14 protein-coding genes are annotated in these 22,065 nt (G+C 74.5%); 9 read left to right on the top strand and 5 right to left on the bottom strand.

Features of this window, described 5'->3' with window-relative positions:
- Nucleotides 1-5: 5 nt before the first annotated feature.
- A complete protein-coding gene (locus ACI78T_RS08575; protein WP_456557666.1) occupies nucleotides 6-1,592 on the bottom strand; it encodes an LCP family protein in 1,587 nt (528 codons plus the stop codon).
- 206 nt (nucleotides 1,593-1,798) lie between these two features.
- Here ACI78T_RS08575 and ACI78T_RS08570 point away from each other — a divergent pair, with 206 nt between their 5' ends.
- The 4 genes from ACI78T_RS08570 (at nucleotide 1,799) to ACI78T_RS08555 (ending at nucleotide 7,058) form a co-directional block, all read left to right on the top strand.
- Nucleotides 1,799-2,749, top strand: a complete 951-nt coding sequence (locus tag ACI78T_RS08570) for an acyl-ACP desaturase (RefSeq protein ID WP_456557665.1) — start codon at nucleotides 1,799-1,801, stop codon at nucleotides 2,747-2,749.
- Between the two features lie 28 nt (nucleotides 2,750-2,777).
- A complete protein-coding gene (locus tag ACI78T_RS08565) occupies nucleotides 2,778-3,581 on the top strand; it encodes an exodeoxyribonuclease III (protein ID WP_456557664.1) in 804 nt (267 codons plus the stop codon).
- Between the two features lie 2 nt (nucleotides 3,582-3,583).
- Complete coding sequence (gene yaaA / locus ACI78T_RS08560) at nucleotides 3,584-4,333, top strand: peroxide stress protein YaaA (protein ID WP_456557663.1); 750 nt, start codon at nucleotides 3,584-3,586, stop codon at nucleotides 4,331-4,333.
- A gap of 136 nt (nucleotides 4,334-4,469) precedes the next feature.
- Nucleotides 4,470-7,058, top strand: coding sequence for a SpoIIE family protein phosphatase (locus tag ACI78T_RS08555; RefSeq protein WP_456557662.1), 2,589 nt, complete (start codon nucleotides 4,470-4,472; stop codon nucleotides 7,056-7,058).
- Here ACI78T_RS08555 and ACI78T_RS08550 read toward each other — a convergent pair.
- A complete protein-coding gene (locus ACI78T_RS08550; RefSeq protein ID WP_456557661.1) occupies nucleotides 7,055-8,722 on the bottom strand; it encodes a DEAD/DEAH box helicase in 1,668 nt (555 codons plus the stop codon). The two genes, ACI78T_RS08555 and ACI78T_RS08550, sit on opposite strands and share 4 nt — an antisense overlap.
- Nucleotides 8,723-8,785: 63 nt before the next feature.
- On the opposite strand from ACI78T_RS08550, the gene ACI78T_RS08545 reads away from it, so the two are divergent.
- Nucleotides 8,786-10,198: an amidase gene (locus ACI78T_RS08545; protein WP_456557660.1), complete on the top strand. Its 1,413-nt coding sequence runs from the start codon at nucleotides 8,786-8,788 to the stop codon at nucleotides 10,196-10,198.
- A gap of 121 nt (nucleotides 10,199-10,319) precedes the next feature.
- Here the strand turns inward: ACI78T_RS08545 and ACI78T_RS08540 are convergent, their stop codons facing one another.
- Together ACI78T_RS08540 and ACI78T_RS08535 are read right to left on the bottom strand one after the other, a co-directional pair.
- Nucleotides 10,320-15,284: an NAD-glutamate dehydrogenase gene (locus ACI78T_RS08540; protein WP_456557659.1), complete on the bottom strand. Its 4,965-nt coding sequence runs from the start codon at nucleotides 15,282-15,284 to the stop codon at nucleotides 10,320-10,322.
- Nucleotides 15,285-15,363: 79 nt separating this feature from the next.
- Nucleotides 15,364-15,735: a phage holin family protein gene (locus ACI78T_RS08535; protein WP_456557658.1), complete on the bottom strand. Its 372-nt coding sequence runs from the start codon at nucleotides 15,733-15,735 to the stop codon at nucleotides 15,364-15,366.
- A gap of 115 nt (nucleotides 15,736-15,850) precedes the next feature.
- On the opposite strand from ACI78T_RS08535, the gene ACI78T_RS08530 reads away from it, so the two are divergent.
- From ACI78T_RS08530 to ACI78T_RS08520, 3 genes are all read left to right on the top strand, one after another.
- A complete protein-coding gene (locus tag ACI78T_RS08530; protein WP_456557657.1) occupies nucleotides 15,851-16,300 on the top strand; it encodes a hypothetical protein in 450 nt (149 codons plus the stop codon).
- A 74-nt stretch (nucleotides 16,301-16,374) separates the two neighbouring features.
- The gene (locus ACI78T_RS08525) at nucleotides 16,375-17,568 is read left to right on the top strand and encodes an AAA family ATPase (protein WP_456557656.1); all 1,194 of its coding nucleotides are present in this window, start codon (nucleotides 16,375-16,377) and stop codon (nucleotides 17,566-17,568) included.
- A 53-nt stretch (nucleotides 17,569-17,621) separates the two neighbouring features.
- Nucleotides 17,622-18,365 (top strand): ZIP family metal transporter, encoded by a 744-nt coding sequence (locus ACI78T_RS08520; RefSeq protein WP_456557655.1) that lies wholly within the window; start codon nucleotides 17,622-17,624, stop codon nucleotides 18,363-18,365.
- Here the strand turns inward: ACI78T_RS08520 and ACI78T_RS08515 are convergent, their stop codons facing one another.
- Nucleotides 18,366-20,138, bottom strand: a complete 1,773-nt coding sequence (locus ACI78T_RS08515; protein ID WP_456557654.1) for a SpoIIE family protein phosphatase — start codon at nucleotides 20,136-20,138, stop codon at nucleotides 18,366-18,368. It abuts the gene before it with no gap.
- A 214-nt stretch (nucleotides 20,139-20,352) separates the two neighbouring features.
- Here ACI78T_RS08515 and ACI78T_RS08510 point away from each other — a divergent pair, with 214 nt between their 5' ends.
- Nucleotides 20,353-22,035, top strand: a complete 1,683-nt coding sequence (locus ACI78T_RS08510) for a SpoIIE family protein phosphatase (protein ID WP_456557653.1) — start codon at nucleotides 20,353-20,355, stop codon at nucleotides 22,033-22,035.
- Nucleotides 22,036-22,065: the final 30 nt, after the last annotated feature.

Below are 22,065 nucleotides of genomic sequence, written 5' to 3'. Positions count from 1 at the left end.
CAGGGTCAGCGGCCGCGCGTGGGCGGCTTGCCCGCCGCGAGGGCCTCCTGCGCCTGGGCGCGGTCGAAGGCGCAGGCGTCGGCGACATCGGCCGTGGGGTCCTGCACGGTCGTCGGCTCGGCGCTCGTGGGCTGCGAGTCCTCGGCCTCCACCGGCGCCGGCGAGGTCCCCGAGCCGGAGGGCGCGTCGTCCGCGGGCGCCTCGCTCGAGGGCGCGGGCGGCGCGATGGCGTTCTGCACGATCTGGCGCATCTGGTCGTAGTCCGGATAGGCCGGGTCGATCACGCTGGCGTCGAACACCACGCTCTGGACGTCCGCGTCCTTGACCAGGAACCCCAGGTCGACGAAGTCGTCCAGGGCGGACCGCGGGATGTCGGTGCTGATGATGTCCTGGGTCGTCGCCGCGAGCTCCTGGTACTTGCGCAGGAGCGTCGCGGGGGAGGCCGCGTCGATGATCGCGTCGATCGTGCAGCGCTGGCGCGCCATGCGGTCGTAGTCGGTCAGCCCGAACCGGCCGCGCGCGAACTGGAGCGCGGTGAAGCCGTCCATGTGCTGGTCCGGCCCCGGGGTGATGTAGTCGTCGGGCAGCTGACCGGTGCCCGGGTCGCCGTTGACGGGCACCCAGTAGTTGACGTTCACGGTGATGCCGCCGAGCGCGTCGACCAGCCGGCTGAAGCCGTCGAGGTTGACCAGCACGAAGTAGTCGATGTCGAGCCCCAGGGCCTCGCCGACGCCGAGCTTGAGGAAGTCGGCGCCCGGGTCGTCGGTCGGGCCCAGCACGTCGGGGTGGTCGGCCGGGCCGTTCCGGTAGACGGCGTTGAGCAGGCTCTCGCTCTCGCTGCCCGACTCGAAGCCCTCCGGGTAGAGCGCGGCCAGCGGGCTGTCGGCCGGGAACGGCAGGTCCTCGAGGTTGCGCGGCAGGCTGAACAGCGTGGTGTCGCCGGTGTCGGTGGCGATGCTGGCCACGATGACGGTGTCGGTGCGGACGCCCTCGCGGCCCTCTCCCCCGTCACCGCCCAGGAGCAGCACGTTCACCCGCTCCTGGTCCCCGAACGGGTCGGGGGTGTCCTCGACGGTGGCCGACTGGCCGTCCTCGTCGAAGACCCCGGCGATCAGGTCGCGCTGGGCCAGGGCGAGCCGGCCGGCGAAGACGGCGGGCACGGCGACGGCGGCGATCAGCGCGACCACGGCCAGCGCCCCCAGCGCCCGCTGCCCCCGCCGCAGGCCACGCGGCACCAGCACCAGGTAGCCGGCGACGATGACGGCGATCCAGAGCAGCGCGATCAGGGCGATCCCGCCGACCACCCAGACCAGCTGGTCGGCGTCGACGGCGGTCAGGACGACGGTGCGCCGGCCGCCCGTGGCCAGCCAGACGCCCCCGCCGACGAGCAGCACGAACACCGCCAGCGTGACCGCGCCGAGCACCCGCCGCCCGGCCGCGAGGAACGCCGTCCCGGGGACGAGGGCGTTGAGGGCGGCCAGCCCCACGGCGGAGCGGAGCCGCCGCTGCCGGGCGTGCCGGGGGGCGCTGGGGCGGAACGCGCTCGCCCCGCCCGCGGGACCGTCGGCAGGGGAGTGGGGACCGGCGCTCACGCGCCGGCCGTCGTTCCGCGCTGCCGGGTCATGGGTTCATGATCGCACCGTTGCGCCGGGAGGGGGTCGGACGGAGGCGGGACCACCCGTACGGCGGAGGCGCGCGGAGGGGTTGCCGGCACCCCGCCGGGGAACCACCGGAGGACCGCGGCCGTTGGTCCCGACGGCGCGGGTGGCGCGTCGGCATCGGCACCCCGGAGGTCCGCATGGCCCAGACATCACCGCACGCCGCGGTCCTGATCGAGCTGGAGCCGGTGGTCGCCGAGAACCTCGACCGGCACATCAAGCTGGCCAAGGAGTGGCACCCGCACGACTACGTGCCGTGGGACGAGGGCCGCAACTTCGCCTTCCTCGGGGGCGAGGACTGGACACCGGAGCAGTCGAAGCTCGACGAGACGGCGAAGGCCGCCATGTTCGTGAACCTGCTCACCGAGGACAACCTGCCCAGCTACCACCGCGAGATCGCCACGCGGTTCGGCCGGGACGGCGCGTGGGGTGAGTGGGTCGGCCGCTGGACGGCGGAGGAGGGCCGGCACGGCATCGCGATCCGCGACTACCTCGTCGTCACCCGTGGCGTCGACCCGGTCGAGCTCGAGCGGGCCCGGATGGACTACATGACACTCGGCTACGACTCGGGGGACAAATCACCGCTCGAGGCGGTCGCCTACGTGTCGTTCCAGGAGCTGGCGACCCGCGTCTCCCACCGGAACACGGGGAAGGCCACCGGCGACCCGGTCGCCGACAAGCTGCTCGCCCGCATCGCCACGGACGAGAACCTGCACATGATCTTCTACCGGAACCTCGTCACGGCGGCGTTCGACATCGACCCGGACGAGATGATGAAGGCCGTGGCGCACGAGGTGATGCACTTCGAGATGCCGGGCGCGAACATGGCGAACTTCCGCAAGAATTCGACGATCATCGCCAAGGCCGGGATCTACGACCTGCGGCTGCACCACGACGAGGTGGTCAGCCCGATCCTGCGCAAGTGGCAGGTGTTCGAGCGCGACGACCTCGGCCCCGAGGGCGAGCAGGCGCGGGAGCAGCTGGCCGAGTTCCTGGCCGGCCTGGACGCCCAGGCGACGAGGTTCGTGGAGAGCCGCGAGCGGATGCGCGCCCGCATGGCCGCGAGGGGCGAGGTCCCCGTCCAGGTGTGACCGGCGCCGTTCCGTAGGGTCGGTGGCCATGCGGCTGGCCACCTGGAACGTCAACTCCATCCGCACGCGGGCCGACCGGGTGGCGGCCTGGCTGGAGCGCAGCGACGTCGACGTCGTGGCGCTCCAGGAGACCAAGTGCCGGGACGACCAGTTCCCGGAGATGGTGTTCAGCGCGATCGGCTACGAGGTCGCCCACGTCGGCCACTCGCAGTGGAACGGCGTCGCGATCCTCTCCCGCGTCGGCATCGAGGACGTCGAGATCGGCTTCCCCGGCATGCCGTCCTGGGCGGCCAAGGAGGGGCTCGACCCCGCCCTCGAGGCGCGGGCGCTGGGTGCCACCTGCGGCGGCGTGCGGGTGTGGAGCCTGTACGTGCCGAACGGACGCACGCTGGCCGACCCGCACCTGCAGTACAAGCTCGAGTGGCTCGCCGCGCTGCGCACGACGGCGGCCGGCTGGCTCGCCGAGCGGCCCGAGCTCCCCACGGCCCTCGTGGGCGACTGGAACATCGCCCCCGAGAACGACGACGTCTGGGACATGGCCGTGTTCGCCCACTCGACGCACGTCTCGCCGCCCGAGCGGGCCGCGTTCCGGGCGGTCGTCGACGCCGGGTACGCCGACGTCGTCCGCCCCTACGCGCCCGGCCCGGGCGTCTACACGTACTGGGACTACACGCAGCTGCGCTTCCCTCGTCGCGAGGGCATGCGCATCGACTTCGTGCTGGGCAACCCGGCCCTGGCAGCGCGGGTGACCGGCGCCCGCATCGACCGCGAGGAGCGCAAGGGCAAGGGCGCGAGCGACCACGCCCCCGTCGTCGTCGACCTGGCGGAGTAGCGGTGCTCGTCCTGCTGCCGCCCTCGGAGACCAAGGCCCCCGGCGGGGACGGCGCCCCGCTCGACCTTGCGGCCCTCACCGCCGCTCCCGAGCTGACCGGAGTGCGCACCGAGCTGGCCGAGGCACTCGTCAAGCTCGCCGACGACGTCCCCGCCGCCCGGGAGGCCCTCGGTCTGTCGGCGAAGCAGGACGCCGAGATCGCGCGCAACGCGCAGCTCTGGAGCAGCCCCACCCGCCCGGCGGTCGAGCGCTACACCGGCGTCCTCTACGACGCCCTCGACGTCGCCTCCATGAGCCGGGCCCAGCGGGCGCGGGCCGGGCGGCGCCTGGCGGTGGGCTCCGCGCTCTTCGGGTTCGTCCGCGCGGACGACCCGATCCCGGCCTACCGGCTGTCGGCCGGTTCCGCCGTGCCGGGCCTGCCCACGCTGCGGGCGCTGTGGAAGCCGGTCCTCTCCCCCGTCCTCGCCGGGCTGGACGAGCTCGTGGTCGACCTCCGCAGCGGCTCCTACGCGGCGCTCGCCCCCGTGCCGGGTGCGGTGACCCTCGACGTGCTGAGCGAGCGGCCCGACGGCTCCCGGTCGGTCGTGAGCCACTTCAACAAGGCGCACAAGGGCCGGGTCGCGCGCCTGCTGGCGCTGACGACCGCCGAGCCGGCCGACGTCGTGCGACTCAGGAGCCTGCTGAGGCGAGCGGGGTTGCACGTGGAACATGACGGCGGCACGGCACTGACCCTCGTCGTCCCAGCTCCCTGAGCCGCCGGCCCCGCGCCGCCCAGGAGTGATCTGCGTCCGGTCCATTGCGGGCAACACACCTCGCGTGGCATAACGGTTCCCGACGCTCCAGCACGCGGGCGATCCCCCTGGCGGACGACCAGGCAGAAGGGCACCAGTGGACGACCCCGCAGACCGGGTGGCCGACGACCTCGGCACCGGCCCCTCCGCCGTGCTCGCGCACGACCCGGGCCGTGCGGACGCCGCCGCCCGTCTCCGGCCACGGGACGCCGACGGCGCCGGTCTGGATCGGCTCGCGGAACTGGCCGCCCGGCTCCTCGGGACCGCCTCCAGCCAGGTGTCGCTCCTGGGGCAGGTCCAGTTCGTCCCCGCCGGCGTCGGGCTCGCCCCGGGCGTGCTCGGCGGCGAGAGCCCGCTCGACGAGTCCCTCTGCACCGTGACCGCCGCGCTGGCCGGTCCGCTCGCCATCGAGGACGCGCGGACCGACGCCCGGGTGCGGGACCTGCCTCCCGTGTCGGGCGGCGAGGTCGTCGCCTACCTCGGCACCCCGCTGATCACCCACGACGGCCAGGTCGTCGGCGCCCTGTGCGTGTTCTCGCCCGAGACCCGCTCGTGGTCCGCGCAGGACGTCGCGACGCTGACCCAGCTCGCCGGGTCGGTGGTCACCGAGCTCGAGCTGTCCGCCCTGGTGCGCGAGTACGAGGAGGACCGGCTCCGGTGGGGGCTGGCAATCGACGCCGCGCGCATCGGCACCTTCGACTGGGACCTGGTCACCCGGAACCTCACCTGGGACGACCGGCTGCAGGCCATGTTCGGCTTCGGCACCGGCGAGTTCGAGCAGACGATCGAGGCCTTCAACGACCGCCTCCACCCGGACGACGTCGATCGCGTCTCCGAGGCGCTGCAGGCCGCCATCGACAGCTGCGGCGACTTCGAGACGGAGTACCGGATCGTCCTGCCCAGCGGTGAGCACCGCTGGATCCATGCCCGCGGACGGGCGCTCCGGGGGACGGACGGCACCGCGGACCGGTTCCTCGGTGCCGCGTACGACACGACCGACGAGCAGGCGAGCACCGCGCGGGTCACCCGCGTGCTCGAGGCCATGCCGGCCGGTTTCTACAGCCTCGACCGCGAGTGGCGGTTCACCCACGTCAACGCCGAGGCCGAGCGCCTGCTCGCGGCGACGCGGGACGAGCTGCTGGGTCGGGTGATCTGGGAGGCCTTCCCCGACGCGCTCGCCAGCGCCTTCGAGGCCAACTACCGCAACGCCGTGACGAGCGGCGAGCCGGTCGAGTTCGACGCGTACTACCCACCGCCGCTGGACGGCTGGTACGAGATCCGCGCGTGGCCGAGCCCCGACGGGCTGTCGGTCTACTTCCTCGAGGTCACCGACCGGCGCCGCGACCAGGAGCGGGCCCAGCGGTCGGCCGAGCGGCTGGCCGTGCTGGCCCAGGTCAGCGCCGAGATGGCCGGCCAGCTCGACGTGGAGGCGGCGGCGGCGCACCTGCCCCGCCTCGTCGTGCCGAGCCTCGCCGACTTCTGCATCGTGACCCTCGTCGACGCCGACGGCCGGCCGCGCGACATCGCGTCCTGGCACGCGGAGACGGCCTCCCGCCCGGTGCTCGAGCGGTACGCCGCCGTCCGGCTGGACGCCATGCCCATGGGGTCGCCGGTCGCGCGCGCGCTGCTCAGCGGTGAGCGGGTGCGGGAGCAGGGGCGTGCCGTCATCGAGCTCCTGCCGCCCGGCGAGGCCCGGGACCTGGCGCAGGTGCTCGATCCCGCCGTCGCCGTCGTCCTCCCGATCCGCGGCCGCGGCCGGACGCTCGGCCTGCTGACGATGTACTACCGGGCCGACGGGATCCGCGAGCACGACCTCTCCACCGCCCAGGACGTCGCCGACCGCACCGGGCTGGCCCTCGACAACGCCCGGCTCTACAGCGCGCAGCAGCAGCTCGCCGAGGGTCTGCAGCGCTCGCTGCTGACCGAGCCACCGGAGCCCGACCACGCGCAGATCGCCGTCCGGTACCTGCCGGCCGCCGAGGCGGCCCGGGTGGGCGGCGACTGGTACGACGCCTTCCTGCAGCCCGGCGGCGCCACCATGCTCGTGATCGGTGACGTCGTCGGGCACGACACCGAGGCCGCCGCCGCGATGGGGCAGCTGCGGAGCCTGCTGCGCGGCATCGCGACCTACAGCGACGCCGGGCCGGCGGAGGTGCTGCGCGGGCTGGACGCCTCCATGACCACGTTGCGCACCGGCACGCTGGCCACCGCGGCGGTGGCCCGGTTCGAGCAGACCCCCGATGAGCTGGAGCGGGGCCTCACCCGCATGCGCTGGGCGAACGCCGGCCACCTCCCGCCGCTGGTGATCAACCCCGACGGCAGCGTGGCCGAGCTCGCTGCCTGGAAGGGCGACCTGCTGCTCGGCGTGGACCCCGACGTGCAGCGCCGGGAGTCGGTGGTCACGCTCGACCGCGGCGCCACGGTGCTCCTGTTCACCGACGGCCTCGTCGAGCGGCGCAACTCCGACCTCGACGCCGGTCTCGCGCGGCTGCGGGACGTGCTCGTCGAGCTGGCCGATCGCCCTCTCGACGAGCTCCTCGACGAGGTGCTCGACCGGCTGGTCGACGGCCACCCCGAGGACGACGTCGCGCTCGTCGCAGTCCGGCTGCACCGGCAGGACCGGCCGCGGCCGGTGGAGGCGGGCCCGAACCGGGTGCCGCCGAACGTCCCCGAGGACCCCGCCTAGGCCTTGTCGCGGCGGACGGTCGCCTTGCGGCCCTTGATCATCGTGGCCTTGAGCGCCCGGATGACCTCGTCGGCGGCGGGCGCCGGCACCTCGACCAGCGCGAACCGCTGGTGGATCTCGATCGCGCCGATGTCCCGGCCGGTCAGCCCGGTCTCGCCGGTGATCGCGCCCACGAGGTCCCCGGGGCGGATGCCGGCCTCCCGGCCCAGGCCCACGAACAGCCGCGCCGCCGGGCCGCCTGCCGACCGCCGCGGACGCGCCCCGGCGTCCCGGCCGTTGCCCGCCCGGGGCGCCTTGCCGGAGTCGGCGCGGAAGGAGACCTGCGGGATCTCCTCGTCGTCGTCGACCGCTCCCCCGGCCTCGTGCGCGAGCTTCACCGCCGCGAGCGCCACCTCCATGAGGTCGAACTCGTCGGCGAGGCTCTCGACGACGACGCGGAACCCGTCCAGGTCGCCCTCGAGCAGCGCCTCGCGCAGCGACGCGCGCGTCAGGTCCAGCCGGCGCGCGCGCAGGTCGGCGACCGTCGGAACCGTCTGCACCGAGATGGGCGACCCGGCGACGCGCTCGATGGTCTTGAGCATCCGGTGCTCGCGCGGCTCGGCCAGCGTGATGGCCACGCCCTCCCGTCCGGCCCGGCCCACGCGGCCGATGCGGTGCACGTAGGACTCCGGCGCGGAGGGGACGTCGTAGTTGACGACGTGGGTCAGCTGCTCGATGTCCAGCCCTCGCGCGGCGACGTCCGTGGCGACCAGCAGGTCCGCCGTCCCCCCGCGCAGCCGTCCCATGACCCGGTCGCGCTGCTCCTGGCTCATGCCACCGTGCAGCGCCTCGGCCCGGTAGCCGCGGCCGTTGAGGGTCTCGGTGAGGGAGTCGACCTCCTCGCGCGTGCGGCAGAAGACGATGGCCGCCGTCGGCGCCTCGATGTCGAGGATCCGGCCGAGGGCGGCGGGCTTGGCCGCGCGCGGGACGACGTAGGCCGTCTGCCGCACCCGCGGGGCCTCCCCTGCGGCGGCCTGCTCCTTGGCGATGGTGATGCGCACCGGGTCGCTGAGGTGCCGCCGGGCCAGGGAGTCCAGCCGCCGCGGCATCGTCGCGGAGAACAGGACGGTCTGGCGGGTCTCCGGCGTCTCGTCGAGGATCGCCTCGAGGTCCTCGGCGAAGCCCATGTCGAGCATCTCGTCGGCCTCGTCGAGCACGACGGTGGCGACGCCGCCGAGGTCCAGGCTGCCGCGGGTGAGCAGGTCCAGGGCACGGCCGGGCGTCGCGACGACGACGTCCACGCCGGACTCGAGGCTGCGCAGCTGCCGGACGATCGGGGCGCCGCCGTAGACCGGCAGGACCCGGGCACCGAGGTCCTTGCCGTAGCGGTGGAAGGCCTCCGACACCTGGACGGCGAGCTCGCGGGTGGGCAGGAGGACGAGCGCCACGGGGGCCTTCTCGCGCCGGTGGGCGGTCAGCCGCTCGAGCACGGGGAGCGCGAAGGCGGCCGTCTTGCCGGTGCCGGTGGCGGCCTGGCCCAGCAGGTCGCGGCCCTCGACCAGCGGTGGGATCGCCTCCTGCTGGATCGGCGTGGGCTCCTCGTAGCCGAGGGCGCTCAGGGCGCCGAGCAGCTCCGGCCGCAGGCCCAGTCGTTCGAACGTCACGCCGTCCTGGTGCTCGGTCATCGGGGACCATCGTTCCCTGGGCGCCGGGCCCGCACGCGGGCGGGGGCGTGACAAGCTCCACGCGTGAGTGACGACCTGTGCTTCCGGCCCGCCACGGAGCTGGCCGCGCTGCTCCGCGCCCGGGAGATCTCGGCGCGCGAGCTGCTCGACGCGCACCTGGCGCGCATCGACCGGCTGAACCCGTCGGTGAACGCCGTCGTCACCCTCGACACCGAGGGTGCTCGGGCAGCGGCCGACGCGGCCGACGCCGCGCTCGCGGCCGGCGACCCGGTCGGACCGCTGCACGGCCTGCCCGTCGCGCACAAGGACACCCACGCCACCGGCGGCATGCGGACGACGTGGGGCTCGCCCCTGCACACCGACACGGTGCCGCTGCGGGACGAGCTCGTCGTGGCCCGGCTGGCCGCCGCCGGGGCCGTCCGCGTGGGCAAGACGAACGTGCCCGAGTTCGCGGCCGGCTCGCACACCTTCAACCCGCTGTTCGGTGCGACCCACAACCCGTACCGGCACGGGTTGTCGGCGGGCGGCTCCTCGGGCGGCGCGGCCGCAGCGCTCGCGGCGGGCTTCGTGCCGCTCGCCGAGGGCAGCGACATGGGCGGCTCCCTCCGCAACCCGGCGGCGTTCTGCAACGTCGTCGGCCTGCGCCCCACGCCCGGTCGCGTGCCGACGTGGCCGGCGCCCATGGCGTGGTCGCAGCTGTCGGTGCAGGGGCCGATGGGGCGGACCGTGGCCGACGTGGCGCTGCAGCTCTCGGTGCTGGCCGGGCCGGACGCGCGGGTGCCGATCGCGCTGGACGAGCCCGGCGAGGGCTTCGCGGCGGCGCTGCCGGAGCGCCTGGACGGCCTGCGCATCGCCTGGGCGCCGGACCTCGGCGGGCAGGTGACCGTCGACCCGGCGATCACCGGTGTGCTCGCGCCGTCCGTCGCGGTGTTCGAATCGCTGGGCGCCACCGTCGAGGAGGCCTGCCCCGACCTGTCCGGCGCCGACGAGGTGTTCGGGACGCTGCGGGCGTGGCTGTTCGACGCGAACTTCTCCGAGCTGGCGCGCCGGTCGCCGGAGAAGCTGAAGGAGTCGATCCGCTGGAACGCCGAGATGGGCGCCAAGCTGACCGGGTCCGACCTGGCGCGCGCCGAGCAGCTGCACACCCGGCTGTACGAGCGGGTGGTCGCGTTCTTCGGGCAGTACGACGTGCTGCTGGCGCCGACCACGCAGGTGCTGCCGTTCCCGGTGGAGATCGAGTACCCGACCGAGATCGCCGGGGTGCACCAGGACAACTACCTGGAGTGGATGCGCTCCTGCACGGTCATCTCGGCGACCGGCTGCCCGGCGCTGTCGGTGCCGGGCGGGTTCACCGAGGAGGGGCTGCCGGTGGGGCTGCAGGTCATCGGGGCGCCGCGGGCCGACCGCCGGGTGCTCGAGGTGGGCCACGCCTTCGAGCAGGCGACCCGCTTCGGCGACCGCCGCCCCGCCCTCTGACCGCTTCTACGCTTCTCTAGCCGCCGCGCTAGACGGGGCCAGACGTGCCGAGATCCCGCGATCTCGGCGCTTCACGAGGTCTGAAGCGTCGAGATCACGTGATCTCGACGAGGGGCGCGGGCTACTTCTCGCCGGGGCGGGGCAGGCGGCGGGCCTGGCGGCGCTTGCGCAGGCCGCGCAGGGTCCGGACAGCGACCAGCAGCTCGGCCAGCTCGTGCCGGTCGCCGGCGGCGATGTCGGCCAGCTGCGCGGCGGAGCGGGCCTGGGCGGCGTCCCAGTTCTCGACCCACGCCGCGACGAGCCGCTGCGGGTCGTCGCCGTCCGACCCCCGTGCGCTGAGGACGTCCTCCGTCAGCGACGACGTCTCGGCGGCCAGGTCGTCGCGCAGCGACGCACGGGCCATCGACGGCCAGCGCCGGTCCCGCGGCAGCTCCAGCACGAGCTCGCGCAGGGTCACCAGCCCGAGCCGCTCGGCCAGGCACTGCATGACCTGCCCGGCCAGCGGGACCGGCGCGCCCGTCCGCTCGGTGACGACGGCCAGGTCGAGGGCCGCGGGCAGCAGCGGCGCGGCGGCCACCTCGACGGCGAGCTCCGGCGGCACCCCGGCCTCGCGGAGCCGCCCCACGCGTGCGGCGTACTCCTCCGCCTCCAGCCCCAGGAGCCAGGTCGGCAGCCCGTCGCGGACGGCCGCGACGGGCTCCGCGAAGCGGTCCCGCACGGCCGACACCGGGGGTGCCGGCTCGGCGACGAGATCGGGCTGGCGCAGCAGCCAGCGCGCCGTCCGCTCCGCCAGCCGGGTCGCCTCGGTGCGCAGCTCGACCTGGGTGGTCGCCGGCACCTGGTTGTCCAGCGCCCCGACGGCGTCCCAGAGCCGGTCGACGTCGAACACGGCCCGCGCCACCGCGTGCGCCCGCACCACCCGGTCCAGCGGCACCCCGGTCTCCTGCGAGAGCCGGAACAGGCCGGTGACCCCGGCGACGTTGACCGCCCGGTTGGTCAGCGCCGTCGCCACGATCTCCCGCCGCAGCGGGTGGCCGGCGATCGCGGCGGGGAAGCGCTCGCGCAGCCGGCTCGGGAAGTAGCCGGTGAGCAGGTCCTCGAGCGCCGGGTCGTCGGGCAGGTCGGTGCCGAGGACGACGTCGCCGGCCTCCAGCTTCGCGTAGGCCAGCAGCACCGAGAGCTCCGGCGAGGTGAGCGCCTGCCCGTCCCGCCGCCGTTCGGCCAGGCCGCGGTCGTCGGGCAGCGCCTCGACGCTGCGCACCAGCCGGCCCGACCGCTCCAGCGAGCGGAGGAAGCGCTCGTGGGCGTCGAGCAGGCTGCGGGACGACGCCACCTCCACGGCCAGCGTCGCGTTCTGGTCGTGGTTGTCGGCCAGGACGGCGGTGGCGACCTCGTCGGTCATCTCGCCCAGGAGCGCGGCGCGGCCGGCGGCGTCCAGCTCGCCGTCGTCGACCACCCGGTTCAGGGCGATCTTGATGTTGACCTCGTGGTCGGAGGTGTCGACGCCCGCGGAGTTGTCAATGGCGTCGGTGTTCACCCGGCCGCCGGTGAGCGCGTACTCGACCCGGCCGCGCTGGGTGAGGCCGAGGTTGCCGCCCTCCCCCACCACCCGCACGCGCAGCTGCTCGCCGTCCACCCGGACGGCGTCGTTGGCCTTGTCCCCCACGTCGAGCGCGCTCTCGGTGGACGCCTTCACGTAGGTGCCGATGCCGCCGTTGAACAGCAGGTCGACCGGCGCCAGGAGGATCGCCCGGATCAGCTCGACGGGCGTCATCGACTCCAGGCCGTCGGGCAGGCCGAGCGCGGCCCGCATCGGCGCCGAGATCGGGATCGCCTTCGCCGTCCGCGGCCAGACACCGCCCCCGGCGCTGATCCGCGAGCGGTTGTAGTCGGCCCACGAGGACCGCTGCAGGCCGAACAGCCGCTTGCGCTCGGCGAACGACGCGGCGGCGTCGGGGGTCGGGTCGACGAAGACGTGCCGGTGGTCGAAGGCGGCGACCAGCCGGATGTGCTCCGACAGCAGCATGCCGTTGCCGAAGACGTCGCCGGACATGTCACCGATGCCGACGACGGTGAAGTCCTGCTGCTGGACGTCGATGCCCAGCTCGCGGAAGTGCCGGGTGACCGACTCCCAGGCGCCGCGGGCGGTGATGCCCATGGCCTTGTGGTCGTAGCCGACCGAGCCGCCCGAGGCGAAGGCGTCACCCAGCCAGAACCCGCGCTCGATCGCGACCGAGTTGGCCAGGTCGGAGAACGTCGCCGTCCCCTTGTCGGCGGCGACGACGAGGTAGGTGTCGTCGCCGTCGTGGCGGACGACCTTCTCCGGAGGGACGACCTTGCCGTCGACGAGGTTGTCGGTGAGCGCGAGCAGCGCGCCGATGAAGAGCTTGTAGCAGGCCTGGCCCTCGGCGAGCACGGCGTCGCGCGAGGCGCCCTCCGGGGGAGGCTGCTTGACGACGAACCCGCCCTTGGCGCCGGTCGGCACGATGACGGTGTTCTTCACCATCTGCGCCTTGACCAGGCCGAGCACCTCGGTGCGCAGGTCCTCGCGCCGGTCGGACCAGCGCAGGCCGCCGCGGGCGACCGCGCCGAACCGCAGGTGGATGCCCATGACGCGGGGCGAGCTGACCCAGACCTCGCGGGCCGGCCGGGGCTCGGGCAGGTCGGGGACGGCGTGCGGGTCGAGCTTGAGCGCGAGCGGCCCACCGGCGTAGTACGTCGTCCGCTGGGTGGCGGTGACGGCGGCGAGCAGCGAGCTCAGCACGCGGTCGGCGTCGAGCGACTCCACCTCCCCGATCGAGCCGCGCAGCGCCTCGACCAGCTCCTCCTGCCGCTTCGCCCGCCCGTTCACCCGGCCCGGGGAGAAGCGGGTCTCGAACAGCAGCACCAGCCGGGCGACGACGTCGGGGTGCGCGGCGAGCGTCTGCTCGACGTAGGTCTGCCCGAACGGCAGGCCGGCCTGCCGCAGCCACTGCACGTAGGCCCGGACGACGGTGACCTGCCGCCAGTTGAGCCCGGCGAGCAGCACGAGGGAGCCGAGCCCGTCGTCCTCGGCATCCCCGCGCCAGACGGCGCCCACGGCGTCGGTGAACCGCTCCGGCAGGGAGCGCAGCAGCGGCAGCTCGGCCGCCGGCACCGCGACCCCGAAGTCGTAGATCCAGGTGGGCGGCGCCCCGATCCGGTCGATCTCGTAGGGCCGCTCGTCGACGACGTCGACGCCCATGTTCTGCAGGACCGGCAGCACCTCCGAGAGGAGCAGCCGCTGCCCGACCCGGTAGATGGTCAGCCGCCGCTCCCCCGCCGCGGCGCCGCGCGGCGTCCACAGCCGCATGGCCAGCTGGCCCTCGGTCAGCCCCTCGAGCCGGTCGAGGTCCTCGACGGCCTGCTGAGCGGAGAAGTCCTGCTGGTAGGCCGCCGGGAAGGCGTCGGCCACCCGGGCGAGCATCCTCTCGGCCTCGGTGCCGTACCGCGCGTGCAGGGCGTCGGACAGCTCGTCGAACCAGCTCCGGGCGGCGGCGGCCAGCTCGGCCTGCAGCGCCTCGACGTCGACCGACACGGGCCTGGTCGCCCCGCGCCGGCCCTGCGGCACCCGGACGACGAAGTGCAGCCGCGCCAGCACCGACTCGGTGGACCGGGCGGTGTACTCGATGCTCGTGCCGCCGAGCCGCTCGAGCAGCACCTGCTGCATCGCCAGGCGGACCTCGGTCGTGTAGCGGTCGCGCGGTAGGTAGACCAGGGCCGACCAGAACCGGCCGGTCTGGTCCTGGCGGAGGAACAGCCGGGTCTGCCGGCGCTCCTGCAGGTGCAGCACCGCCATCGCGACCGGCAGCAGCTCGTCGGACCCCACCTGGAGCAGCTCGTCGCGCGGGTAGGTCTCGAGGACCTCCAGCAGCTCCTTGCCGGTGTGGCTGTCGGAGGGGACGCCGGAGCGCGCCACCACGTCGGCGACCCGTCGCCGCACGAGCGGGACGTCGACGACGCTGCTCGTGTACGCGGCGGACGGGAACAGCCCCACGAAGCGGAACTGCCGCGCCCGCCCGTCCCGGTCGGCGGGGAGGTTCACCGCGATCAGGTCCAGCCAGGCCCGCCGGTACACCGGCGACCGGGTGTCGGCCTTGGTCACCGTGACCAGGTGCTGGCCGGGCGTCCGCACCGCCGCGGGCATCCGGGCGGCCGGCTCGTTCATGTCGGTGTCGCTGCGCAGCACGCCCAGGCCGCTGCCGGGGACGACGGCGGCGGCCGGCTTGCCCCGGCCGGTCCCCTGCTCGAGGTCGCGCGCACCGAGGAAGACGAAGTTGCCGTCGGCCAGCCATCGCAGCAGCGCGGCGGCCTCCGAGGGGTCGTCCGCGGGGTCGGCGTCGGCGTCCGGGCGGACGAGCTGGTCGAGCCGGTCGGCCAGCTCGAGCACGCGCACCCGCAGGCGCTCGGCGTCCTCGTCCACCGCGCGCACGTCGTCGAGCACCGTGCGCAGCCCGGCGATCAGGTCGGCGCTCGCCTCGTCGTCCAGCGGCCCGTCGAGGACGACGGCCATCCACGACTCGGTGAGCGCGTCGGACCCGCAGCCGACCGCCAGGTTGCTGTCGCAGAACGCCTTGATCTTCCCCCGCAGGTCCCGCCGCACCACGACCACCGGGTGCACGATGTGCGCCAGCGCGAAGCCCTGCCGCACGACCTCGGCGGTGACCGAGTCGACCAGGAACGGCATGTCGTCGGTGACCAGGCGGACCACGGCGCGGCCGTCGGGCAGCTTCTGCGCGTCGACGGTCGCCGATCCGGGCGGGCGGACCTCGGCCAGCCGCAGGTGGCCCAGCGCGAGGTCGGCGAGCTCGCCCGGCTCGTGCCCGAGCACCTCGGCCGCGGGCTCGCTCCAGTAGTAGCGCTGCAGCAGGGCGGGCAGGTCGTCAGGCGCGCAGCCCGCCGGCAGGTCGCGCTTCGCCTCGCGCGCCGCCGCGGCGGCGCGCTCGAGCAGTTGACGCTTCTCGTCGCGGGCGGCCTCGAGCGCGGCGAGCTCGGTGAGAGACCCGGCCGAGGCGGCGCCGTCCGGTCCGCGCACCGGGGTCTCCGGTACGACGGTGGTGCTGGCCATGTCAGGCCACGCTACTGCGATCCGGACCACTTCTCACGGCGACGCGTCCGGCGTTACCGACCCGTGGCCCGGGGCCGCGTCAGCGGTCGAGCAGCTGGTCGGCCACCCAGCCGGCGACGGCGAGGATGAGGCCGCCGAGGATCGCCGTCCCGAAGCCGTCGACGGTGAGCCGGTCGGTGATCAGGGCGGTCAGCCCGAGCAGCGCCGCGTTGATGACCAGCAGGAACAGGCCCAGCGTGAGCACCACGAACGGCAGCGACAGCAGCCGCAGCACCGGGCCGACGATCGCGTTCACCACGCCGAAGATCAGCCCGATCCAGAGGTAGGTGCCGTACTCCCCCAGCGGCCCGTCCGGGTTGGGGTCGACGTCCAGCCCGGGCAGGACGTCGAAGTAGGTCAGCCCGTAGAAGACCGCCGCGAGGATGACGACCTTGAGCGCGAACTTGATCACGACGGCGACGCTAGCGGTGCCCCGCCCCGCGGTGGGGGATCTGGCGGCGTCTGGGGCCGTCTAGCGTCGGCACTAGAGATTGGCAGACGGCGGTCGACGGCCGCAGACTTCCCGCGTGACGAGGACCGAGCAGCCGCTCGACATCCGGCCGCCGGCCTGGGCCCGGGTGCTCGGGCCGGTGCTGCTCGTCGTCTGGGTGGCGGTGTTCCTCCTCGACGAGCGGACCTCCGGGGAGTTCCGGGCACTCGGCCTGGTCGTCGCCGTGCTCGCCGTCGCCGTCATCGGCCGGCTGTTCCTGTCCAGCGCGATCGGGACGGCGGACGGCCGGCTCACGGTGCGCAACGTCTGGTCGACCCGCACGTTCACCCGCGACGAGATCGCGGGCGTGGAGGTCGACCGGGTGCGCGGCCGCGGCTGGGCGGTGTGGCTCCGGCTGGACCAGGGCGAGCGGCACCGCCTCGACGTGACCGAGGCCCCGTTCCTCGGACCCTTCCAGGCGACGCTCGACCGGCAGGCCGCCGAGGTCCTGGCGTGGCTCGACGGCCGGCCGCACGCGCACCTCTGACCTCACGCGACACGCGCTACCCCGTTCTACCGATCTCTACGGATCGGGCTAGAGAACGCCATACGGTGCTCGACATGGATCCCGTGCGGAACCCCTACGCGCCCGGCGCCGGCCAGCGACCGCCCGAGCTGGCCGGGCGCGACACCGAGCTCTCGGCCTTCGACGTGGTGCTGGAGCGGATCGCGCACGGCCGACCGGAGCGCTCGCTGGTGCTCACCGGGCTGCGCGGGGTCGGCAAGACGGTGCTGCTCAACCAGCTGCGGTCGGCGGCGATCTCCCGCGGCTGGGGCACGGGCAAGATCGAGGCCCGGCCCGACCAGTCGCTGCGCCGGCCGGTCTCGTCGGCGCTGCACATGGCGCTGCGGGAGCTCGGCCCCCGCCACCCCGACCCGGAGTCGATCGCCGAGGTGCTCGGCGTGCTCAAGGCCTTCGCCCAGCGGGTCTCGCCGTCCGACGCCAAGGTGCGCGACCGCTGGTCCCCCGGCATCGACGTCCCGCCCGCGACCGGCCGCGCCGACTCCGGGGACATGGAGATCGACCTCGTCGAGCTGCTCAGCGACGCCGCCGGGGTGGCCGCCGACATCGGCAGCGGGATCGCGTTGTTCATCGACGAGATGCAGGACGTGCAGCCCGACGACGTGTCGGCGATCTGCGCCGCCTGCCACGAGCTGTCCCAGCAGGGCGCGCCGCTGATCGTCGTCGGCGCGGGGCTCCCCCACCTGCCTGCCGTCCTCTCGGCGTCCAAGAGCTACTCCGAGCGGCTCTTCCGCTACCTGCGCATAGACCGGCTGGAGCGGGAGGCCGCCGACCGCGCACTCATCGCGCCGGCCGAGCGCGAGGAGGTGGAGTTCGAGCAGGGTGCGCTCGACGCGCTGTACGAGGCGGCGGACGGCTACCCGTACTTCGTCCAGGCCTACGGAAAGGTCACCTGGGACGTCGCCGCCTCCTCCCCCATCACCGCCGCCGACGTCGCCATGGCCGCACCCGTGGCCGAGGCCGAGCTCGCCGTGGGCTTCTTCGGCTCGCGCTACGACCGGGCGACCCCGGCCGAGCGCGAGTACATGCACGCGATGGCCGAGCTGGGCGGGCCGAACGGGGCCGCGGTCGCCACGTCGGAGGTGGCGGTCTCGCTGGGCCGCAAGCCGGCGTCCCTCTCCCCCGCCCGGGACTCGCTGATCAAGAAGGGCCTGGTCTACTCGGCCGAGCGCGGGCAGATCGCCTTCACCGTCCCCCACTTCGGCCGGTACCTCCTCCGCCACCCCGACTGACCCGCGGTTCGGGAACGGTTGCAGCGGGCACCTGCCCGCTCGTGCCAGGAGCGGTGGAGGCGGGGCTGTTCGGGCTCCTCGGCGGGGCGGCCCTCGTGCTGGGGGCCCTCGTCGCGTGGTTCGTCCGGGTGCCGCAGGCGGTGGTCGCCGCGGTCATGGCGTTCGGCTCCGGCGTCCTCATCTCCGCCGTCGCGTTCGACCTCATGGAGGAGGCAGCCGAGACCGGTGGCCTGCTGCCCACCGCGGTGGGATTCGCCGCCGGCGCGCTGGCCTACGTGGCGGCCGACTTCGCGCTCGCCCGACGGGGTGCCCGCCACCGCAAGCGCTCCCAGGACCAGCAGCCGTCGGAGGAGGAGCAGTCCGGCAGCGGCGCGGCCATCGCGGTCGGCGCGCTGCTCGACGGCATCCCGGAGTCGGTGGTCCTCGGGCTGGGCCTGCTGGGCGGTGGCTCGGTGAGCCTGCCGGTCCTGGCCGCCGTCTTCATCTCCAACGTGCCGGAAGGCCTCTCCAGCGCCGCCGGCATGAAGCGCAGCGGCCGGTCGGCCGGTTACGTCTTCGGGGTCTGGGGCGGCATCGCGGTGGCCAGCGGTCTCGCCGCGCTCGTCGGCTACCTGTCGCTGGGTGGCGCGAGGCCGGAGACGATCTCGGTCATCACCGCCGTGGCCGCCGGCGCGATCCTGACGATGATCGCCGACACGATGATCCCCGAGGCGTTCGAGGACACCCGCGCGTGGACCGGCGTCATCACCTCGCTGGGCTTCCTCACCGCCTTCGCCATCGAGGTCGCCGGCGGCTGATCAGACCGGGTGCGGGACCACCGGCGGCAGGATCTCCGGACCGGCCTCCGCCGGGCGCTCGGCGTGCACCGGGTGGGCCCGGACGGCGAGCACCGCGACGTCGTCCTCGACGTCCTCCCCCAGCAGCTCGGCGAGCAGCCGGTCGCACAGCTCGTCCAGCGTGAGGCCCGTCGACCGGCCGAGGACCTCGCGCACCCGGTCGCGCCCCTCGTCCAGGAGTACGCCGCGCCGCTCGAACAGGCCGTCGGTGAACAGCAGGAGCGTGCTGTCCTCGGGCATCGCGACCGTGCCGTCGGACCGCGGACCCAGCCAGCCGATGCCCACCGGCGGCCCGACCGGCGCCACCAGGTCCTCCACCGTGCCGTCGGCGTGCAGCAGCATCGGGTCCGGGTGCCCGGCCGTCGACCAGCGCAGCCGGCGCATGCCGATCAGCGCGTCGGCCGGGGTCTGCTCGATCCGGCAGACCAGCGCGGTGGCCATGGCGGGCACCGCCAGCCCGACGAGGGCGTGGTCCACCCGCCGCAGGACGCCGGCCGGCTCCTCGAGCCGGTCGAACGCGATGCCGCGCACCAGCGTCTTGACCTGCCCCATCGCCGCGGCGGCCTCGATGTCGTGACCCATCACGTCACCGATCACCACGACGGTGTCGCCGTCGGGCTGCAGGAACGCGTCGTACCAGTCGCCGCCGATGGAGACGCCCTGCGTGGCGGGGCGGTACCGGACCGACAGCTCGAGCGAGTCCGGCTGCACCGGAGGTGAGAGCAGGCTCAGCTGCAGCCGCTCCGCCACCTGCTGGTTCGCCAGGGCGAGGCGGGCGTTGTCGAGCGCCAGCGCCGCCCGGCGGGAGGCGATCTCCGCGGTCCGCAGCTCCGCGTCCGTCGACGGACCGCGCGCCGGCCCGTTGACGAGCGTGAACGCACCGAAGGTCTCGTCCCGCGCGATGAGCGGGAAGGTCGCCACCGCGGTGGGCCGCAGCGGGCGGACGGCCTCACGGGCGGCCGGCTCGGCGACCATCGCCTCGATGTCCGCGTCCGTCAGCTCGGGGATGATCACCGGCCGGCTGTTGCGGAGGGCCGTCGGCACCGGCGCGTTCGGCCGGTTGGTCGCCACCCGCGCGTCGGCGTAGCGGTGCATCGCCTCCACCATCGCCGGGTCGCTGTGGGCGCGGCCGACGTCGCGGCGGGTGCCGTCCGGGTCGATGACGCTGACCAGGCACCAGTCGGCGAGCAGGGGGACGACCAGCTCCGCGAACCGCTGGACCGCTTCGTCCACGTCGGTCGTGGAGGTCATGGCCAGGTTGATGTCGCCCAGGAGTATGAGGTGACGCCCGGCGATCTCGGCCTCCATGGCGGCGCGCGCCGCCTCGGCCGTCACGGCCTCGCGCTCGCTGATGGCGGCGGTCCGCTCCTCCGCCGCGCGGCGGCGCTCGGTGATGTCGTCGTAGGTGACCACCAGCCCGGCGTCGGTGAGGAAGGCGTCGGCGCGGAACCACTTGCCCAGCGGGCCGAACCAGTCCTCGACACCGTCGCTCACGCCGGTGCGGCGCACCCGGGCGTACAGCTCCTCGAACGGGCCGCCGACCGCCTCGGGGAACTCCGTCCAGACGTGCCGTCCGATCAGCCCGTCGACCGTCCGGTCGAGCACGCGCGCGCCGGCGGGGTTGATGTACCGGAACCGCCAGTCGTCGTCCAGGACGAACAGCGGGCGCTCCATGCCCTCGACGGCCTGCGTCAGCAGATCGCCGGGCGGCGGTGCCGCCTGGTCCCGGGTCATGCCGACCACTCTGCCTCATGCCGGCTCCTACGCCGTAAACCCGGGCCGAGAGGTGACCCGAAGCTCACCCCTGCGGGGCGGTCACGATCCGTCCCGTGCCGTTCCCGGCCTCCTTGGCAGGAGCACACCGCGTGGACACAATCGCGTCGTCCTCCACCGCCTGGTCCGGGTGCGGACGCTCCAGCAGCGGGGGCCTGGGACCGGATCGAGGGACGTGGGCACCGCGGTGGACGAGCACGAGACCCGGCACCTCCCCGGCACGGAGGACGACCTCGTCCGGTTCCTCGAGAGCATGCCCGCGGCCTTCTGCTCCCTGGACGCCGGCTGGCGGTTCCGCTACGTCAACGCCGAGGGCGAGCGCCTCATGGGGCGGTCGCGTGCCGAGCTCGTGGGGCGGTCGCTCTGGGCGGTGTTCCCCGGCCTCACCGGTGGCGTGTTCGACAGCAGCTTCCGCGCAGCGGCCGGCTCGGGCCACCCGCTGACCTTCGAGGCGTCGTTCCCCGGTGCCCCCGACGGGTGGTTCGAGGTCCGGGTGTGGCCCGGGTCGGACGGGCTGGCCGTGTACGTCCTCGACGTCACCGACCGCCGCGACGCCGAGGAGGCGGCCCGCCGGGCGACCGCCCGCACGGCGCTGCTGGCGCGGGTGAGCGCGGAGCTGGCCGGTCAGCTGGACACGCTGTCGGCGCTGGGCCGCCTCGCCGAGCTGGTCGTCCCGGTCCTCGCCGACGGCTGCATCGTCACGCTGGTCGACCGCGAGGGCCGGGCCCGCGACGTCGGCTCGTGGCACGGGGACCCGGCGCGCCGGCCGCTCATGGACCGGTACGCCCAGCTCCGGCTCGACACGCTCCCCGGCACCTCCCCCGTCGCGCAGGCGCTGGTGGCCGGGACCCCGGTCACCGAGTCCGTCGACGCCGTCCTCGACCTGATGCCCGACGGCCCGGCCCGCGAGCTGCTGGTGGAGCTCGCCCCGGCGACGGCGGTCGTCCTGCCCCTGACGGCCGAGGCACGCACCGTCGGCGTCCTGACGCTGTACCTGGACCCCGGGCGGGTGACGACCGGCGAGGACACCGAGACCGCCCGGCAGGTCGCGGCCGAGGCGGCCCGTGCGATCACCCGCGTGCACCGGCAGAGCCAGCAGGCCCAGCTGGCCGAGGCGCTCCAGCGCAGCCTGCTCACCGATCCGCCGGTCCTCGACCGCGCCGCGGTCGTCGTCCGCTACGTCCCCGCGGCCGAGGCCGCCCGGGTGGGCGGCGACTGGTACGACGCCTTCCTCCAGCGCGACGGCTCGCTCGTGGTCGTCATCGGCGACGTCGTCGGGCACGACACGGCGGCGGCCGCAGCGATGGGGCAGGTGCGCGGCCTGCTGCGCGGCATCGCCCACTACAGCGGCGCGGGCCCGGCAGAGGTGCTGCGCGGGCTCGACGAGGCGATCGTCGGCATGCACGACGAGACGCTGGCCACCGCCGCCGTCGCCCGGTTCGAGTGCGACGGCGCCGGCGGCTGGCAGCTGCGCTGGGCCAACGCCGGCCATCCCCCGCCGCTGCTGCTGAGCGCCGACGGCGACGTCACGGTGCTGGGCGAGGTGATCGGCGACCTGATGCTCGGCATCGACCCCGCGACGGTCCGGGAGGAGTCCGTCGTCCCCGTGCCGCCGGGCTCGACGGTGCTCCTGCACAGCGACGGGCTGGTGGAGCGGCGCGACAGCACGATCGACGAGGGGACGGCGGCGCTGGCCCGGCACCTCGCCGAGCTCGCGGGCAGCCACCTGGAGGAGCTGTGCGACGGCGTGCTGCGCCGCATGCTGCGCGGGATCCCCCAGGACGACGTCGCGCTGGTGGCCGTCCGGCTCGCGGTTCCGGACCCGGACGAGTCACGAACCACACCCGCCCACGATTGACGCCGCCCGCCGCTGGGCAACCCGGCTTGC

This window comes from Blastococcus sp. SYSU D00922, from assembly GCF_054050495.1.
Note: the sequence above shows the minus strand (reverse complement) of the source record. Positions and strands in the feature narration are given on the sequence as shown.

Excerpts from the sequence above, each read along its gene's own strand:
- ACI78T_RS08515 (WP_456557654.1), bottom strand. The coding sequence starts at position 20,138 with ATGACCCGGGACCAGGCGGCACCGCCGCCCGGCGATCTGCTGACGCAG.
- ACI78T_RS08540 (WP_456557659.1), bottom strand. The coding sequence starts at position 15,284 with ATGGCCAGCACCACCGTCGTACCGGAGACCCCGGTGCGCGGACCGGAC.
- ACI78T_RS08565 (WP_456557664.1), top strand. The coding sequence starts at position 2,778 with ATGCGGCTGGCCACCTGGAACGTCAACTCCATCCGCACGCGGGCCGAC.
- ACI78T_RS08570 (WP_456557665.1), top strand. The coding sequence starts at position 1,799 with ATGGCCCAGACATCACCGCACGCCGCGGTCCTGATCGAGCTGGAGCCG.
- ACI78T_RS08525 (WP_456557656.1), top strand. The coding sequence starts at position 16,375 with ATGGATCCCGTGCGGAACCCCTACGCGCCCGGCGCCGGCCAGCGACCG.
- ACI78T_RS08550 (WP_456557661.1), bottom strand. The coding sequence starts at position 8,722 with ATGACCGAGCACCAGGACGGCGTGACGTTCGAACGACTGGGCCTGCGG.